This is a genomic window from Pseudomonas sp. WPR_5_2 (assembly GCF_003634475.1).
Lineage (GTDB): Bacteria > Pseudomonadota > Gammaproteobacteria > Pseudomonadales > Pseudomonadaceae > Aquipseudomonas > Aquipseudomonas izuensis.
Genome location: NZ_RBLA01000001.1, coordinates 173,039 through 191,044, shown reverse-complemented (window position 1 = coordinate 191,044; position 18,006 = coordinate 173,039). Strand labels below are relative to the sequence as shown.

The 18,006-nt window shown below is 62.3% G+C and carries 12 protein-coding genes; 4 read left to right on the top strand and 8 right to left on the bottom strand.

What is annotated here, in order from left to right; genetic code table 11:
* Window positions 1-106 precede the first annotated feature (106 nt).
* Window positions 107-2,818, bottom strand: coding sequence for a LuxR C-terminal-related transcriptional regulator (locus BJ917_RS00820; RefSeq protein ID WP_121101068.1), 2,712 nt, complete (start codon window positions 2,816-2,818; stop codon window positions 107-109).
* Between the two features lie 164 nt (window positions 2,819-2,982).
* Between BJ917_RS00820 and BJ917_RS00815 the strand changes: the two genes are divergently transcribed.
* From BJ917_RS00815 to BJ917_RS00800, 4 genes are all read left to right on the top strand, one after another.
* Complete coding sequence (locus tag BJ917_RS00815; RefSeq protein WP_121101066.1) at window positions 2,983-3,756, top strand: enoyl-CoA hydratase/isomerase family protein; 774 nt, start codon at window positions 2,983-2,985, stop codon at window positions 3,754-3,756.
* Between the two features lie 161 nt (window positions 3,757-3,917).
* Window positions 3,918-5,162, top strand: coding sequence for a thiolase family protein (locus tag BJ917_RS00810; RefSeq protein WP_121101063.1), 1,245 nt, complete (start codon window positions 3,918-3,920; stop codon window positions 5,160-5,162).
* Between the two features lie 86 nt (window positions 5,163-5,248).
* A complete protein-coding gene (locus tag BJ917_RS00805) occupies window positions 5,249-6,169 on the top strand; it encodes an SDR family NAD(P)-dependent oxidoreductase (RefSeq protein ID WP_121101060.1) in 921 nt (306 codons plus the stop codon).
* 83 nt (window positions 6,170-6,252) lie between these two features.
* Window positions 6,253-7,824 carry an AMP-binding protein gene (locus tag BJ917_RS00800; protein ID WP_254007533.1) on the top strand — a complete coding sequence of 524 codons (1,572 nt, stop codon included), beginning with the start codon at window positions 6,253-6,255 and terminating at the stop codon, window positions 7,822-7,824.
* Between the two features lie 665 nt (window positions 7,825-8,489).
* Here BJ917_RS00800 and BJ917_RS00790 read toward each other — a convergent pair.
* The 7 genes from BJ917_RS00790 to BJ917_RS00760 form a co-directional block, all read right to left on the bottom strand.
* Window positions 8,490-9,551, bottom strand: coding sequence for an NAD(P)-dependent alcohol dehydrogenase (locus BJ917_RS00790; RefSeq protein ID WP_121101054.1), 1,062 nt, complete (start codon window positions 9,549-9,551; stop codon window positions 8,490-8,492).
* Window positions 9,552-9,724: 173 nt separating this feature from the next.
* Window positions 9,725-11,182, bottom strand: a complete 1,458-nt coding sequence (locus tag BJ917_RS00785) for an acyl-CoA reductase (RefSeq protein ID WP_121101051.1) — start codon at window positions 11,180-11,182, stop codon at window positions 9,725-9,727.
* Window positions 11,183-11,185: 3 nt separating this feature from the next.
* Window positions 11,186-12,616 (bottom strand): hypothetical protein, encoded by a 1,431-nt coding sequence (locus BJ917_RS00780; RefSeq protein ID WP_121101049.1) that lies wholly within the window; start codon window positions 12,614-12,616, stop codon window positions 11,186-11,188.
* 180 nt (window positions 12,617-12,796) lie between these two features.
* On the bottom strand, window positions 12,797-13,516 hold the full coding sequence (locus tag BJ917_RS00775; RefSeq protein WP_121101045.1) for a TetR/AcrR family transcriptional regulator: 720 nt from the start codon (window positions 13,514-13,516) through the stop codon (window positions 12,797-12,799).
* 3 nt (window positions 13,517-13,519) lie between these two features.
* Entirely contained in the window at window positions 13,520-15,487 is a 1,968-nt protein-coding gene (locus BJ917_RS00770) for an alkyl/aryl-sulfatase (RefSeq protein WP_121101043.1), read from the bottom strand.
* 85 nt (window positions 15,488-15,572) lie between these two features.
* Window positions 15,573-16,727 carry an acyl-CoA dehydrogenase family protein gene (locus tag BJ917_RS00765; protein WP_121101040.1) on the bottom strand — a complete coding sequence of 385 codons (1,155 nt, stop codon included), beginning with the start codon at window positions 16,725-16,727 and terminating at the stop codon, window positions 15,573-15,575.
* A gap of 122 nt (window positions 16,728-16,849) precedes the next feature.
* A complete protein-coding gene (locus BJ917_RS00760; RefSeq protein WP_121101037.1) occupies window positions 16,850-17,998 on the bottom strand; it encodes an acyl-CoA dehydrogenase family protein in 1,149 nt (382 codons plus the stop codon).
* Between the last annotated feature and the right edge of the window lie 8 nt (window positions 17,999-18,006).

Here is an 18,006-nt window from a genome sequence, read left to right as displayed (position 1 = left end):
TCTTGAACCGGGTCGGGTAGTCGATGCTGACCTGAGCATGGGGGTTGGCCAGCGACGCATGCGCCTCCCGTCTCGGGAGGGTGCACGGGGCGCCGCGCGCATCCGGTTACTTGAGCATGCCCTGCTGGCGAGCCAGGGAGATCGCCGCATAGCGGCTTGACACCCCCAACTTGGCGAGGATGTTTTTCACATTCCATTTCACCGTGCCAAAGGTGATGTTCAGCGTCAGGGCAATGCGTTTATTCGACATGGCCTGGGCGATCAGGCCGAGGATCTCCAGCTCTCGCGGCGTCAGGCTGGCCCGTGGCCCGTCCGACATGCTCCTGGGGGCAACCGCCGCTGGCGTGGGCTCCTCGTGGGGTGATTCGCGGTTGAGCAATGTCTTCAGGTAATCCGCGGTCGAACTGTCCCGGGCGATTTCGTCCTGCCCTTGAGCCAGCAACGCGAGCACCGCCGGGCCTTCATCAAGCAGCGTACGGACCAATCCCATCCTGGCACCCGCCTCCAGGGCCTGTTGCAGGTATGCCCGCGCCTGATCCGGCTGATCGAGCATGTGGTGAGCCAGGGCACCGAGCAAGCGAAGACGAACCAGTGTGCGTCCCTTTGCCGACTGCTCGATGTAGGCGGCAATGGACTGCAGGTGTTCCAGGGCCTGTCCCGGCTCGCGCCCGGCCAGTGCCAGTCGCACTCGGGACATCGCCGCCAGGCAACCGATGGCCTCCCGTGCTTCGGCGTGCGGGCGTTGCTCGGCTTCCAGGGCCGTCAATCGCGTCATCAGCTCGGCAGCGCGACGACTTTCCCCCTGCTGTATCAGCACGCGCACTTGCTCGGCCAGCATCATGGCCAGCAGCCGGTCCAGGCCCAGTACATGAAAGTGCGCGCCCTGCGCCTCGAGGAAATGCAAGGCAGCCTGGGCTGACTCGCGCTGCAAGGTAATGCGTGCGCGGCAGATCGAAGCCCGCCCCATCACTTCGGGCAGGGATGAACGCAGAATCCCGCTGCGGTTGGCCAGCACCCGCAACGCGTCGTCGAGCTGATTCAGTTCGTAGTAAGCATCGCAGAGCGTGGCGGCGCACAGATTGGCTGCAACCGAGTCGCGTCCATAGGTGTGTTCGGCACGCTCGGTAACGCGGGTCCCGATGTTTTGTGCCTGCCGGGCATTGCCCTCCCTGAGACGGGTCAGCGCCCGGGTGCTTTCAAAGACCATGGCCATGTCGTTGTCGCAGTCTTGAAGGTCGATCGGATGCCGCTCCTGGAGTCGGCGCGCATCATCCGCACGCCCCACCGACAGATAGGCGGTGGCCAGCCCCGACAGGCTGATGTAGCGCAACGAACGGTTTTCCAGAGGTGTCTGGAGGGTCGGTTCCAGCAGGCCGATGACCCGATGGGGCTGATCCAGTGTCAGGGCAATGGCGGCGTCGGCCAGCACCAGTTTCGAGGAGATCGCCGGGTTGCGTGAGGCCTCGCTGCGGCGGATCTGCTCCAGCCAGCGCTGGGCCTTTTCCGGGCGGGCGGTAAAGGCATAGGTCAGGCAACCCATGATGAACAGTTGCGGATGGGCGAACAGAATATCCTGGGGCAAGCGTTCGAGCAGGTGCAGCATCGGACTGATATAGGCCATGCTCCAGGTGCTGGACGCCGCCTGTTCCATGGCCTTGACGGCGTAATCACGGTCACCGCCCAGATTGGCGTGGCGCACCGCTTCCACCAGATAGTCATGTTCGGCGAACCACTGGCTGGCGTGTCGATGCAGCGCCTGCACCACCGCCTCGCCACGGGCCGTCAGGCGCTGGGTGAGAAATTCGCCAAACAGCGGATGGAAACGGTACCAGGGCGAGCTGTCTTCCGATTCGATGCGATGGATCAACAAATTCTCGTCCTCTGCCCGCTTGATCATGTCTTGCGCATGGGGGCAGCCGGTGACGAACTCGCCAACGTCGGCATTGAAACGCCGCAGTATCGAGACCTTTTCCATGAACTCCAGCAACTCCGGCGGCAGGCACGCCACCACGTCCTCGGTCAAGTAAGCCTGAAGGTCCGCCGAGTTACGCAGGATCGAACGCAGTTGCGTGCGCCGGGTCGGACGCACCCGCAACATGGTGGCGATGGGTTGCAAGCTCGCGGGCCAGCCATTGGTCAAGTCATGGATCAGGCGTTCTTCGTCGGCGGTGAGTGGCAGGACACTGAGGTTTTGCTTGAAGAAGTCCCGGGTTTCATCGACATCGAACGGCAATTCCGCGGTATCGATCTCGGCCACATGGCCCTGCATGCGCAAACGCCCCAGACTCAGCGGCGGCGTGTTGCGCGAGGCAAGGGTGATGTGCAGGTTGGACGGGCAATGATCCAGTAATTTCTGCATCAGCCGGTGCGCGGTCGGCGAGTCGACATGATGGAAGTCGTCAAGCAGCAGGTGCATTTCTGTTTCGAGGTCTTGTGCGGCGTGGGTGATCAGGGCGATCAAGGCATTGATCGATTGTTCGCTGCCGTCACTGTTGAGCCAATCCTGTTCGATCGCGATGCCCAGGCGCTGCAAGGCTGCCAGCAGGTAGGACAGAAAGCTGGCGAACTGGCGGTCGTCAAGGCTGAACGAAACCCAGGCCACGTCCAGCCCGGCTTTCATCAATTCCAGACGCCATTGGGCGAGCAAGATCGTTTTACCGAACCCCGCGCCGCCGGTAATCAGGGTGGCACTGCAAAGTTGCGACTCGCGCAAACGACCCAGCAGGTAGGCACGGGGGATGTGCCGGGCGTTCAGACGCGGTGGCGAGAACTTGGTGGCGACCAACAGATCGCCGGCGTTGATGACATTTGTCTGCATGATTGACTCTCCGCCCTTGGCTTATTGCCTGGATGTGACGCCCATCCTGCAACAGGCGAAGCGGTCGGCGCCCCGTCCGCAAGGGGGGGGGTGAGGGCCTGAGTGACTCGCGTAATTTCCAGTCCAGACAGAAACGTCAATTGCATTGAGATCGAGGATTGGAGATGAGCGAGTCCGTTTCTTTTGACATCAAGGGTCAGGTGGGCTGGATCACCCTGACCCGTCCGAAAGCCATGAACGCCCTTAACCGTGAAATGCTGGAGGCCATGACCGCCCGCTTGCACGCCTGGGAAAACGACGATCAAGTCCGCGTGGTAGCCCTGACCGCCACTGGCCCGGCCTTCTGTGCCGGCGCCGACCTCAAGGCCGGCGGCACGCCGCAACCCGGCGAGAAGGATCTGCTGGACACCATCGTTACCTTTTTCGATGCGCTGCGTGCGTTTCCCAAACCGGTGATCGCCGCGGTCAATGGCCTGGCCCTGGCCGGTGGCCTGGAAACCGTGCTGTGCTGCGACCTGGTGATTGCCGCGCAAAGTGCGCGTTTCGGCGATGCCCACTCCAACTTCGGCGTGTTTCCCGGCGGTGGTGGCGCAGCGGTATTGCCACGCAAGATCCCGGAGAACATCGCCAAGTACATGCTGTTCACCGGTGACGCCCTGCCCGCCCAGGACATGAAGAACTACGGGCTGGTCAGCGAAGTGGTCGCCGATGGTGAACTGGTCGGGCGCGTGCAGGCATTGGGCGCCAAGCTGGCCGGGAAAAGCCCGCTGGTGCTGCGCAAGATGAAGAAAGTGGCCGACGAAGCCGGTGACAAGTCCCGCGCCGATGCACTGCGCCAGGAACTGTTGACACTGCGCGATCACCAGCGCTCCTACGACATGGCCGAGGGCGTGCGCGCCTTCGCCGAAAAGCGCAAACCGGATTTCAAGGGTTACTGATTCGCAGCTTCGAAACCTGTGGGAGCGAGCCTGCTCGCGAAGAGGCCGGTACTGCCGCCGCATCTTCTGTGGTTGGAATTTCGTCTTCGCGAGCAGGCTCGCTCCCACAGAAACCGGATTCAGGCGCCCTGCCCCTTTTTACTGAGTGATTCGAGGTAACGATGGAAAACGTATACATCGTCGGCGTCGGCATGACCGCCTTCGGCCGTCACACTGACAAGACCATCAAGCAACTTACCGCCTGGGCGGTGGAAGATGCCCTGAAAGATGCCGATTGCGACCGCAAGTGGATTCAGGTCGGATTTTTCGGCAACTGCACCCAGGGCCATTTCGATGGCCAGCACATGATCCGTGGCCAGGTGGCACTGTTGCCGTTGGGCCTGGACAGCATCCCGATCTTCAACATTGAAGGCGCCTGCGCCTCTTCGAGCCATGCCTTCAACCTGGCCGTTACCCAGCTACAGGCCGGCGCCGCCGAGGTGGCCCTGGCGGTTGGCGCGGAGAAGATGTTCTACAGCGACAAGGCGAAAATGTTCTCGGCCTTCGAATCCGCCTGGGACATCGAGACCTTCGAGGAAAACAAGCACTACCTGGCTAGCATGGGCAAAGGCATCGTGCCACCCGCCGGTTCGCAATCGGAAAAACCCTACAGCCCATTCATGGACGTCTACGCGGCCCTGGGCCGTGGCGGTCTGATGGAACGCTATGGCATCACCCAGCGGCAACTGGCCGCTGTGTCCTCGAAGAACCACGGCCACTCGGTGCACAACGAACGCTCCCAGTACCGCAATGCCATGAGCATTGAAGAGATCCTCGCCGCGCCGCCGATCACCTACCCGATCACCCTGCCGATGTGCTCGCCGATTTCCGATGGCGCCGCCGCCGCGATTCTGTGCACCGAATCGGCCCTGAAGAAATACGGCTTCAACAAGAACCGCGCGATCAGGGTACTGGCCAGCGTCGTGCGCTCGGCCTCGGCCCGTGCCGCCGAAGACTTCGACAAGGGTTGCACCCACCTGGCCGGCAAGGCCGCGTTCGAGCAAGCGGGCATTGCCCCGCAGGACATCGATGTGGCCGAGGTGCATGACGCCACCGCCATCGGCGAACTGCTGGCGATCGAAGCCCTGGGCCTGTGCGAACCGGGCATGAGCGGTGTGATGGCCGAACGCGGCGACAGCGCTTTGGGTGGCCGGCTGCCGGTCAACCCGTCCGGGGGCCTTGAGTCCAAGGGCCATCCGATCGGCGCCACCGGCATCGGGCAGATCTTCGAACTGGTGGAGCAGCTGCGCGGCAACTGTGGCCCACGTCAGGTCGAAGGCGCGCGCTTTGCCCTGCAAGGCAACGGCGGCGGCCTGTGGCGTGTGGAAGAGTCCACCGAGCACGTCGGCATCTTCAGCCGCGCCTGATGTTTATGGAGAACGGCGACCCCGGGGAAACCACGTACTTCCTCCGCCGTTCTCCGCCTACTACTATTTCACCAGAGGAAAATACAATGACCATTCGTTTTGATGATCGCGTCGCTATTGTCACCGGCGCCGGCAACGGCCTTGGCCGCGTCCACGCCCTGAATCTTGCCGCCCGTGGCGCCAAGGTGGTGATCAACGACTTCGGCGGCAGCCGTGACGGCTCCGGCAGTTCCACCGAAGCCGCCCTGGCCGTGGTCGAGGAAATCCGCCAGGCCGGTGGCGTCGCCATTGCCAACGGCGCCAACGTGGCCGACTACGAACAGGTCCAGGCCATGGTCAAGCAGACGGTCGAAGCCTTCGGTCGTGTCGACATCCTGATCAACAACGCCGGCATCCTGCGCGACAAGTCGTTCGCCAAAATGGAGATGGCCGACATCAACGCAGTGATCAATGTCCACCTGATGGGCTCGATCAACTGCACCAAGGCCGTATGGGATGTGATGCGCGAGCAAAACTACGGCCGCGTCCTGATGACCACCTCCGCCGCCGGCCTGTTCGGCAACTTCGGCCAGGCCAACTATGGCGCGGCGAAAATGGCCGTGGTCGGCCTGATGAACATGCTGGCCATCGAAGGCCGCAAGCACAACATCCTGGTCAACACCCTGGCGCCGATGGCCGCCACCCGCATGACCGAAGACGTCATGCCGGCCGAGCTGCTGGCGGCCAGCCGTCCCGAACAGGTCACTCCGGGCGCCTTGTTCCTGGTCAGCGAAAACGCGCCGACCAAGCTGATCCTGGGTGCCGGCGCCGGTGTGTTCTCGGCGGTGCGCATGGAAGAGACCGCTCCGGTGTACATCGGCAATGACGAACTGTCGCCGGAGGCCATCGAGGCGCACCTGGCACAGATCACCGACTGGAGCACTGCCGCGCCGCGCAACGACGCCAACGAGCAGGTCAAGGTCTTCATCGACACGGCCATGGCGGCTATCAAGGCTCGACAGGCCTGAGTATTCCCGGGCCGGGGCCCGGTTTAAACTCGCGATGATGATCGCAACGGGCGTGCAGCCACACGCCCGGACGGAGAATAACCATGACAATAATGAACTTCGCAAACACGGTCGGTAACCTGGCCGTGCGCTTTGGCGACCGGGAAGCCCTGGTCAACATCGAGCGCAATCGTCGCTACAACTTCCGTGAGCTCCATTCGCTGACCAATCGCATCGTCAACATGCTGCGCGGGCGTCTGGGGCTTCGCCGCGGGGATGTCTATCTCTGCATTCTGGAAAACGACAACATCTCGCTGTTCCATGCCTGGACGGCGCTCAAGGGCGACGCTGCCGCTGCCTATACCAACTACCGCGACGCGTTCGAGGAACACCGCTGGCAAGTCGAGTTCCTGCGCCCCAAGGTGGTGTTCATCGAGAACGCATTGATCGATCGCTATTTCGACCTGCTGCACGATCAGGGCATCACCGTCGTCTGCATGGACCCGCCAGAAACCCCGCGCGAGGGGCTTTTGTGTTTCTGGGACCTGCTTGTAGGCGTGCCGGATCACAACCCCGGTGTCGACAACGACATGCAGAAGGACCCGCTGGTCTATCGCTTCACCGGTGGCACCACCGGGCAAAGCAAGTGCGCCGCCTACACCCTCGATAACTGGATGGCGCTGCGCGATTCGATGTACCTGGAGGCCGAGCAGCCTTACCAGCCGGACACGCGTTTCCTGCACATGGCGCCCATCAGCCACGGTTCTGGCCTGGGTCTGCTGCCAACACTGTTTCGCGGCGGTTGCACCCTGACCCAGAACGTCCCGGACCTGGCGCGCCTGTGCCGCAACATCGAAGCCGAAAAGGTCACCATGACCCTGCTCGTGCCGACCATGATCTATCGCCTGCTGGAAATGCCCGAAGCCCGGGACTACGACCTGTCTTCACTGCAGACCATGGCCTACGGCGCGGCACCGATGAGCCCCGCCAAATTGCGTCAGGCCCAGGAGCGTTTCGGCAACATCTTCATGCAGATCTACGGTGCCACTGAAAGCCTGCACGCGGTCGCACTGCTGAGCAAAGCGGATCACCTGCCCCGTAACGAGAAACAACTGTCCTCGGCCGGGCGCATCGCCGTCGGTGCAGAGATTCTGATTGTCGACGACAACGGCGAGGAAGTGCCGCTAGGCACCACCGGTGAATTGTGGGTGCGTTCCCGGGGCACCATCTCGGGTTACTTCAGGAATCCGGAAGGCACGGCGCAGGAGTTTCACAACGGCTACTGGAAGTCCGGCGACCTGGGCTACATCGATCCCGAGGGTTTCCTGTTCCTGGTTGACCGCAAGAAAGACATGATCATCACCGGTGGCTTCAACGTGTACGCCATCGAAGTGGAAGCAGCGCTCAATGCCCACCCGGCGGTGTCCAACTCCGCGGTAGTCGGCATTCCCCATGAGGAATGGGGTGAAGCGGTGCATGCCGAAGTGGTGCTCAAGGCTGGCGAGATCGTGTCGGTCGATGCCTTGATCGAGCATGTGAAAGGCCGCCTGGGTCGATTCAAGGCGCCCAAGTCGATCACGTTTGTCGAGGTACTGCCGGTCAGTGTGGTGGGCAAGGTGCTACGTCGGCAGGTGCGTGAGAAGTACTGGAAAGACAAGGCGCGTTGCGTGTCCTGAGCTGTTTCGTAAATTAACGGTTACCCCTTCGTTTTTCGCCTCGATGTCCCCTACCGCCTTTGGTCAGGCTGGGGCATCGGGGCTTTTTTTCGTTGTTACTTTCGACTGGTGTACATATCCGTTTCTTCGGTAACGGCGGCTGGCGGTATCGCTCTTACAGCGAGTCACTTGGAAGAGCCCCAAGTAACCAAGGGCTCTTGCCCCACCACTCGGTGCCTCGCTCAGGCTCGGCATACCCTCACTCCGGCATTGCTCCGTGAGTCGCCCAGATCAAAAGCAAAGCGAGGCGGCCTGACAGCCGACCTGATTTTGACGGATGCCCGTCATCCCCCTGTGGGAGCGAGCCTGCTCGCGAAGGACGTCAACGATTACGCGCCCTGTCTGGATGATCTCGTTGTCTGGAAGACCATCGCGAGCAGGCTCGCTCCCACAGGAGAGCGAGTGCACCCGTGAAATCAGGTCGGCTGTCAGGCCGCCTCGCTTTGACTTTTCGCGGTGTTCGCCCCCTCGTGAGGCCGAGTGGAGGTTCTGCGCAGTGGGCAACCCGGCATGGATGCCGGGTTAGCCGCGCACGGCCAAGGATGGCCGATCGCGGCGGGCCCACGGAGCAGGACCGGAGCGAGGCACCGAACGAAAGGGGGGCCGGCATTCTCGAGAATGTATCGTCAGGCGGGGTCGACATCCTTGAGCGACGCCATGTCGATCACGAAGCGATACTTCACGTCATTGTTGTGCATGCGCGTGAACGCCTGGTTGATGTCCTGGATGTCGATCATCTCGCACATCGGCAGCACTTCGTGCTCGGCGCAGAAGTCGAGCAGTTCCTGGGTCTGCTCCAGGCCACCGATCAACGAGCCCGCAATTGAACGATTGTTGACCGCCAGCAAAGCGCCGTGGATCGGCTCCAGGGGTTCCAGCGCGCCCACCAGCACCAGCGTCCCGTTACGCGCCAGCAGCATCAGGTAGGGATTGACGTTGTGGGTGCGCGGGATGGTATCGAGGATCAAGTCAAAGCTGCTGGCGGCACTTTTCATGGCCGCCGGATCGCTGGACAGCAGGACATGATGCGCACCCAGTGCAATAGCATCGTCGGCCTTGCCCGGCGAGGTGGTGATCACCGTAACCTGCGCACCCAACGCAACGCCCAGCTTGACCGCCATGTGGCCCAGCCCGCCGAGGCCGACTACGGCCAGTCGTGTACCCGCCTTGACGTTGTGCTCGCGCATCGGCGTCCAGACGGTGATGCCCGCGCACAGCAAGGGCCCCGTGAAGCGAGGGTCCAGCGCCGGCGGCACACGCAGCACGAAACGCTCGCGCACCACGATGCGTTGGGAATAGCCACCGCGAGTCACTTCACCGCTGATACGGTCCAGGCCGTTGTAGGTCGGGGTCATGCCCTGGGTGCAATGCGGTTCCTGGTGAGCTTCACACGCCTCGCACTGCTGGCAACTGTCGACCAGGCAACCGACAGCGACCAGGTCGCCCACGTGGTATCGGTTGACGGCCGGCCCCACGGCGGTGACCCGGCCGACAATTTCATGGCCCGGTACACAGGGAAAACGCGTGCTTTTCCAATCGTTGTGCACGTAGTGCATGTCGGAATGGCAGACGCCGCAGTAGTCGATCTCGATGGAAACGTCGTCGTCGCGCAGGGCACGGCGTTCGAAGCGCAGGGGTTCGAGGGGGGCGTTGGCTTCATGGACGCCGTAGCCGATGCAGGTGGTCATGTTGGTTTCTCCAAATAGTGAACAAACACCCCAAAACTTGTGGGAGCAAGGCTTGCCCGCGATGAGGCCGGCATATCCTGCAAAGATGTCGACTGAAAGGACGCCATCGCGGCGGTGCGGCGATCCGACAAGCCTTGCTCCTACAGGGTCTTGTGGTGTTCGTGAGAGTTGGGTCAGATCGACGGGCGCAGCCACGGGGCGGCGCTGGTTTCAGGTGACGCGATCTGGTTGGAAATCCACTTGCCCATGCGGCGCATCGGTTCGATGGAGTCCTGGGGCGCGGCAAATTTCATGGCGGCGGCATAGCCCAGCGAGACAATGCGCTGGGCGCCATACAGCGGCAGCACATCCTTGAGCTGATCCTTGATGCTTTCCGGATAGACGCCGACGGTCTGGGTATAGGCATCGACCGCCGCCATCACTTCGCTCAAATCGTCGACCGGCACCAGGTTGGCGGTACGGTCGTCGAGGCTGGCGGCGAAGGACACGGGCTCCGGCAACTGCGAGCAGATGATCGCGCCCTCGCCGTCCTTGCCGCCGATGACCTTGTACCACTCGTCATCCAGGCGCAGCGCGTCGACGTGGGCCTTGAGGCCCTGGTCATAACGCTTGGGCGTGGTGCTGAGGGTATTGGGCAAACCGAGCATGGCGTCATAGACGTACCGGCCAAAGGTGTTGAGTTTCTCAAGACCCTGCTCATCCGTGCCGCTCTGCACATACACCACCCGTGCGCAGACACAGCCCTTCTGGTTGATGGCACCGATATCGACGGCCAGCCGCACCGCCGCTTCGCGCATGTTCGCTTCGCTGTCGAAGGTCTCCTGGCCGATGATGCTGGCGCTGCGCTTGGGGTCCAGGGAAATCAGTTCCAGACCCGGCTGGATGTACTTGGTGACGTGCTTCATCGAGGCAAAGCCGCCCCAGGCGACGATTTTTTCCAGGTTCTGCGGTTGATACAGGCGCTTCTCGAATGCCTCGTCGCCACCCTTCCAGTAAGCCACCGAGAGGTGTTTGGTCAGCGGATGGTCCGGGGCCATGTCGACCATGGTGCGGGCGATGGCCAACGCGGTGAACGGGTCGTTGGACGGCGCCTTGATGATTGCATCGCTGCGCAAGACCATGTTGCGGATGATGGTCCACAACGAGAGGGACACCGCATTGCCGGCGACGATGTGCAAGGTGCGGGCGCCGAAGCAGCGCACTTCCAGCTCGGTACCGTCGAGCAGGGTCTGCGGCACCCAGCCTTCCAGGTACTTGATGCCCACCGTGGTTTCCGCCATTTCGGTAACGAACTCACGGGACAGCAGATGCTTGAGGCCCATGTAGGAGCCCTTGACGATGGTCGGGGTGGTGGGCGCGGTCAGGAACGACAGCTCGCAGGCTTCCTGCAGGTACGGGTTCTTTTCCAGGTCCAGGCGCCCGCCGAGTTCGACGGCGTAATCGAGAATGTCGTTGAAGCTCAGGCTGTACAGATCGGCCATTTTCGCCGGGTTGCCCAAGGGCAGCTGGTCGATGTACTTGTTCGCGTCGGGGGTGAGGAAGCTCAGGTCACCGCCACGACCACCCACTTCAATCAGGTTGTCGGTGATCACTTGACCACGAATGATCATCGGCGCAATAGGGTGGGTCATGGCTCAGCCCTCCAGGGTGTTGAGGAAGTCCATCGCCTCGCGATGGGATTGTTCGGATGCCGCGCAGGTGATCTTGTCGTCCCCGCCGTTCTTTTCGCTGTAGCGCTGGATCGCACCGACCACGTAGCGACTGGGGCGACCGCAGCTGCAGGGTTCATCCCACTCGATCGTGACTTCGTCGCCGGTGATGAAGCCGCCCCAGTGGATATCGGCCCCCAGGTCGAAGAACGCCGCGCGCCCGGTCTGACGCCCGTGGCGTGGCAGCGGCTTGCTGGTTTCCGGATCCAGCAGGAACGGAATCGCGGTGTGTGAAAAGTGGTAGTTGCCCTGCTCGCATTTCAAATGCGAGCCGCTGACCACCTCCGACATGGCATAGGACTCGTTCAGCGTCTTCACCCCCAGAAAGCGCATGACGTCTTCGCGCCAGTTCTGCGGCGGCACCACGCCTTTGGCCCCACCAGTGGTGATGATGTAGGAATCGGGATGGAACACGCCTTCGAGGCCCCGTTCCAGACCGGCGACGGCCATGTTGTGCAGCAGGTTCCAGGTGCCGCCGATGTACACGCGCTTGCCCTTCAACCGGGTGGCGATGTCATCGAAGAAGGCCGCCAGGTGCTGCGGCATCTCGGCCTGTTGCTGGTCGAACGCCTTTTTCTTGGCCAGCAGTTCCGGCGCCACCACCAGGCGATCCAGCGTGCCGTTGTTGTGCGCGGCGCGAAGCCTGGCGCCCAGGCGCAGCACGTCACTGGACAGGGTCGACGGATAGGCCGGGTGGAAATGCGAAGCGTCCGGCAGCAGCACCCGCACCAGCGAACCGATGCCGCGCAAATGGCTGAGGTAGCCTTTGCGGTAGTACGGGTAAGCGGTATGCAGGTCCGGATCGGGTGTGTCCGCGCCGGTCATGTTCCAGGCGTAGAGCTTGCGTACCTGGGAGGCTTTTTCGAACTCACGGGTACTGCATGGCAGAAACGAAAGCGTGCCGGAAGTACCCGAGGTGTGGCTCAGGCACAGCTCCGGGAGTTCGCGGTCCATGGTTTCGAACCAGTCGTCCAGGCCTGTGCAGGTGCTGACGTCGACGGTCGCGATCTTTTGCGCCAGTTCCGGAACCACCAGTTTGCCCAGCCATTTGTTGAGGGTGGCGAAGTTGTTCTTTTCCAGCAACGATGGCGGGTAGGACTTGAACAGGGTGTGTTCGAACAGCAGTGGCACCACGTCGTCCAGGTGCTCGATGTGCTCGATGCCCTCCGCGTCAGCGAGCTTCTTGAGTACTGCAATACGGTCACGCATCTCGTTGAAGCGGCGCTTGAGCCCTGCCAGTTGCAGCGCGTCGATCTGTTCGACAGGCAAATGCTTCCAGCTCTGCAAGTTATGCTCGACCAGGGCCACCGGGTCGCTCAGCAGCAGTTCGACCTGTTCTTCTATTGTTTTTGTCATGGACAGTCTCCTGGAATTCATGGGTTCGTGCCCTGGCCGTCGATGCGCGACGGCTTTCATGGCAGAGCCAGTGTAGGGGGCGGGAAGGTAAAATCATTTCCGGATTCCGACACCTCGGATGCCGTCACAACCAACTGTTTTTATTGTGTTTTTTACTAATAAGCCAATTGGCTTGAGGGGTTATTCCGGGTCCGCCGTGGTCAGCAGTGCATGGAGCATGCGCGTCAGCATCCGCACGGTGTCGTCCTGAAGCAGGTATTCGGGTTTTTCAATCAGCAACGCACGGGGTAACGCGGTGACGGCCTGGTAAGCCAGAAAGCCCGCTTTCTCGCGATCACGCACCAGGACCTGATCGGAAAAACGTTGCACCAACGCCGGAATGACCATCGAAATCCAGAAGCGCTCCGGCTTGACGATATCCAGGCGCACCAGTTCGCCGTAGTAGGCGGACTTGATGCTCAGCTGCGAATCGATCTGCAACCAGCGGTGCAAGGCTGCAAGACCGGTGCGCAGGACCATTTCGATGCCGTCGTAAAGGGTGGCCGAAGCAGGAAGCGCGTGGATGCTGGCAATCGCTTGCTGGCGGGCATCGGCACGGTAGTCGTCGAAAATCGCACCGATCAACGATTCGATGGTGGGGAAATATTCGTAGATGGAACTGATCGCCACCCCGGAATAATCGGAGAGCCGGTAGATCGACAGCGCCTCGCGCCCTTCCCCTTCGAGGATCTCGCGTCCTGCGGTTTTCAACGCGTCGACCAATGCGACCGAACGTGCCTGCTTCGGTTGCTTACGGGGTCTGGCGGGCAGTTCCACCAGAACGTTGTCATGGTTGCTCTGACCCCGAGAGGGCGCTGGCGCCCCCTCGTTGCCCGGCGCTATTGCTAACCGGCGGGCCATGGTTCAGGGCGTCACGACGTTGAACGTCGGCTGAAAGCTGGTCAGCATGCCGAGCATCGCCTTGAAGCGCTCGCCGTCGCCTTCAAGCTTGATATCCCCCTGCTTGAGCGCCGTCGGGAAATCCAGCTGGCGCAGACTGATCTTGTCCAGTACGGCCTTGCTCATCGTCACCGAGGCGACAGGTTGTGCATGGCTGGCGTGCTCGCGATAGGTCAGCACGCCGTTGCGCAGGGTCAGGGCGAAATGCTGATCGAGGTCATCGAAGTTCCAGTTCAGGGTCATGTCGTGGCCCTGGGCCTTGTCCGAATCCATGCGCACCGCCAGCAGGTCCATGAACATGGTCGGGGTCGCCGCACGAATCAGGTCGGCGGTGACACGGGCGCCCTGCTGCGGCTTGATCTGACGCAGTTCCTGCGCCCCGGTCAGGTACATGTTGCGCCAGATCGCCGATTCGCTTTGGTAGGCCAACTGCTCCAGCGTATCGGCCTGCGCCTCGCGGGCCGCCTTGTTGTCAGGTTCGGCGAAGACCAGGTGATTGCCCAGTTGCGCGGCCCAGCGATAGTCACCCTTGTCCATTGCCGCGTGCATCTGCGCCAGTACCTTGTCGGCGCCGCCCATGGCCTGCACGTAGTGTTTGCCGGCTTCGACCGGCGGCAGCGGATCGAGGTTGGACGGGTTGCCGTCGTAGAAACCGAGGTAGCGTTGATACACCGCGCGGGTGTTGAAACTCAAGGTGCCGTAGTAGCCCCGCGCATACCATTTGCGGTCTAGCTCACCGGGCAGCTTCTTGACCGCGTCGGCGATTTCCAGCGGGGTCAGGCCCTGGTTGAGCAGGTTCAGGGTACGGTTATTGACGAAGGCATACATGTCACGCTCGTCGGCGAGCAGGGTGCGGATGTTCTCGCCACCCCAGGTCGGCCAGTTGTGCTGGGCGAACATTACCTGGGCCTTGTCGCCATACCGCACCAGCGCATCGTCGAGGAACTGCGCCCAGGCCTTGCCGTCACGCACTTCCGCGCCGCGCGGGGTCAGCAGGTTGTGCATGGTTTTCGTGGCGTTCTCGGAGATGCACAACGCCTGCATTTGCGGCAGGTACACGTTCATCTCCGAAGGTGCCTCGGTGCCGGGCGTCAGCTGGAACACGAACTGCACGCCGGCGATGTCATGGGTTTCTTCCGCTTGCGCCACCAGGTTGGTCGGCGCTATCAGGCTGATGGTGCCCCCCGTCGGCGCGCCTTTGCCAATGCCCGTGTCCACCTGCCCCAGCGCGTTGTTGGGCACCGCCCCGCCACTCTGGTACATCCCGCGCCGGAACATGGCGGCGCCGGCCAGGACGTTTTCCTGGATGGCGTGCTCCATGAAGCCTTCGGGAGCATAGATGCGCACCTTGCCGGCCTTGATGTCCGCTTCGTCGACCACACCGCGCACGCCGCCGAAATGGTCGACATGGCTGTGGCTGTAGATCACCGCCACCACCGGTTTGCGCGGGCGGTTCTGGTAGTACAGCTCTAGGCCGGCCTTGGCGGTCTCGGTGACGTAGAGCGGGTCGATGATGATCAGCCCTTCGTCGCCTTCGATGATGGTCATGTTCGCCAGGTCCATGCCGCGGATCTGGTAGATCTTGTCGGTGACCTGGAACAGACCGGCATTGGTGTTGAGTTGTGCCATGCGCCATAGGCTCGGGTTCACCGAGTCCGGGGCCTGGTCCTGCTTGAGGAAGTCGTATTGGTGCGAGTTCCACACCGTCTTGCCCTCGGCGTCCTTGACCTCGCCCTCGAAAGCCGCCACAAGCCCCCGGCGCGCGGCTTCGTAGTCGGCCCGGTCCTGGAACGGCAATTGTTTGAGCACGTCCTTGTTGACGGCTGCTGTCGTCGTACTGGCGGCCTTGGCAGGGTTGACGGCGTCCGTCGCCCAGGTCGGGCCGCTGGACAAGGCGATGGCAATGGCAAGTGCAACAAGGGAATAACGCATACAGGTTCCTTAAGCGTGGCTCGCGTCCACAATGATTAGCCTGGCGTACCGCACGCGGCAGCCGTCCATTGAAGCGGTACAGCAATCAGTCCAGCGCGCTGATACCCGTGAGCGATTCGGCGATGGAGAGTTTTTGAAGGTCGGTAAGGCCGTGCGGAACAGGCAGGACGATCGCCTCGCGTACCAGGCGCTCAAGATCCAGCGCTGCGCTCAGCGCCTTGCCACCGGGCAGTTGCAGTGCGTCCTGGCAAGCCTTGAGCGCCGTTTCGCTGGCCAGCCAACGGGCCATGCCGGCCTGTATCCGGCAGTCAGTGCCGGCATCGATCAACGACCAGGCGCGAAAGCACATGAGCCTGGCCGCGTCGAGCCGGGTCGCCATCTCGGCAATCCTGAGCGCCACCAACGGCTGTGATGCAGCGGGTTTTTCAGGTCCGTCCGTGTTTTTAACCGCGACAATGCAAGCCTCCAGCACCGTGCGGATCAATCCGACCGATAAGGAGGCCATGCCCGCATCCATTTTCTCCTGCAATCTGGTCCGGCCTTGCAGCCCGTCCTGCCCCTCCCAGATTGACTGGCCGACAGGCAGGCGCACGTTGCGAAATGACACCTGGGTATGGAACGTACCGCTCAAGGTGGGCCTGTCGATGATTCGCGAGGTGTAGCCATGTTGCTCACGCGTCACCAGCACATGTCGCAAGGCGCCATCCTCGGTGTGCACTTCGACGATGAGAATGTCCGCATAAAGCCCATTGCAAACCCGTTCGTGCGCCCCGTTGATGATCCAGCCTCCGGACGTCGACCAGGCGCTGACGCCCCCTTCGGCAGCCATTGCCAGCGCATCGGCTTGCTGAAGGTAAAAGCCGCCGCAACTGCGACCCGTCAGCAGGTCGGGCAGATAGCGTTCGCGCAAGGGCTCGAGCGCCGCGGGCAAGTCCACCAGTACGCTGGCCACGAGCATGTTGCTGATAACGCAATGAGCGACTTCGCTGGAGACGGCGCACAGCTCCTCCAGCAGCATGGCCTCGGTGACCACCGACAACCCCATGCCACCCTGAACCGGCGCTATGCTCGCGCCGGGCAGGCCGAATTCGGCGATGCCCTGGGTGATCTCGCGCATCCTTTCCCGGGGAATCGGCCCGCCCCGGAACGCCCGGGCGACAGGCGTGACCTCAGACGCGAGGAAGGTACGGAAGCTGTCCACCGCAAGTCGCTGCGCCTCGGTCGTTTTCTGTATCTTCATGGTCTGGTTCCCTGCCTGTCGTCACGAATCCACTGGAACATTCGAGCCTGCTATCGACGACAGGCTATGCCCGATGACGCTCTGACCACCCCCCTCGGTTAGGAGGGGGCAGGCAAATACACTCAGCTCAGTCCACGAGCGATGATCAGCTTCTGAATATGGCTGGTGCCTTCATAGATTTTGGTCACCCGCACATCCCGGCAGTAGCGCTCCACCGGGAAATCATTGAGGTAGCCATAGCCGCCATGGATCTGCAGGGCGTCGGAGCACACCTTCTCGGCCATTTCGCTGGCGAACAGCTTGGCCACCGAGGCTTCCTTGGCGCAGGGCACATGCGCTTCGCAAAGCCGTGCGGCATGCACCATGTAGGCATGCGCGACATCAACCTGCGCGGCCATGTCCGCCAGGTCGAATGCCACCCCTTGCAGGTTGATGATCGGCGCGCCGTAGGCCTTACGCTCTTTGGCATAACCAACGGCGGCATCCAGTGCCGCGCGAGCGGTGCCGGTGGCGACGGCGGCAATCGCTACGCGCCCTTCCGACAACGAGCCCATCACGTTGCGATAGCCGGCGCCTTCTTCGCCCAGCAGGTTCACCAGTGGCACCCGGCATTGATCCAGCTGGATCTGCGCCACATGGGCCGAGCGCTGGCCCATCTTGTGTTCGACCCGGGCTACCACATAGCCGGGACTTTCCCGAGGGTCGACCATCAGCAGGCTGCTGCCCTTCTTCCCGGCGGTTTTGTCGGTGACGGCCAGCACCAGCCCCAGACCTGCTTCGTTGCCATTGGAAATGAACTGCTTGCTGCCATTGAGCACGTAATGCTCGCCTTCGCGACGGGCCTGAGTACGGAAGGCCCCGGTGTCGGAACCGGCGTGAGGTTCGCTGAGCAGAAAGGCACCGATGCGCTTGCCGCTGGCCAGGTCCGGCAGGTAGTTGCGCTTCTGTTCTTCATTACCCAGGCGCGCCACGGCCAGGCCCACCGAGTTGTGCACGTGGATCAGCGTTGCGAAGCCCGTGTCGGCGGCGGCGAATTCCTCGATGGCCAGGCAATACTCGACAAAGCTGGCACCGGCGCCGCCGTACGCTTCGGGGATCAGCATGCCGAGGAAGCCCAGTTCGGCCACGGCGCGCAGTTCGCTGCGCGGCCAGGCCGCAGTGCGGTCACGTTCGGCGGCCGTGGGCGCGACCACTTCGGCGGCAACCTTGCGCGCCGAGTCGCGGATCATGATTTCCTGTTCGCCGAGGAACGCTGCGGATGTATCGCTCATGGTGATTC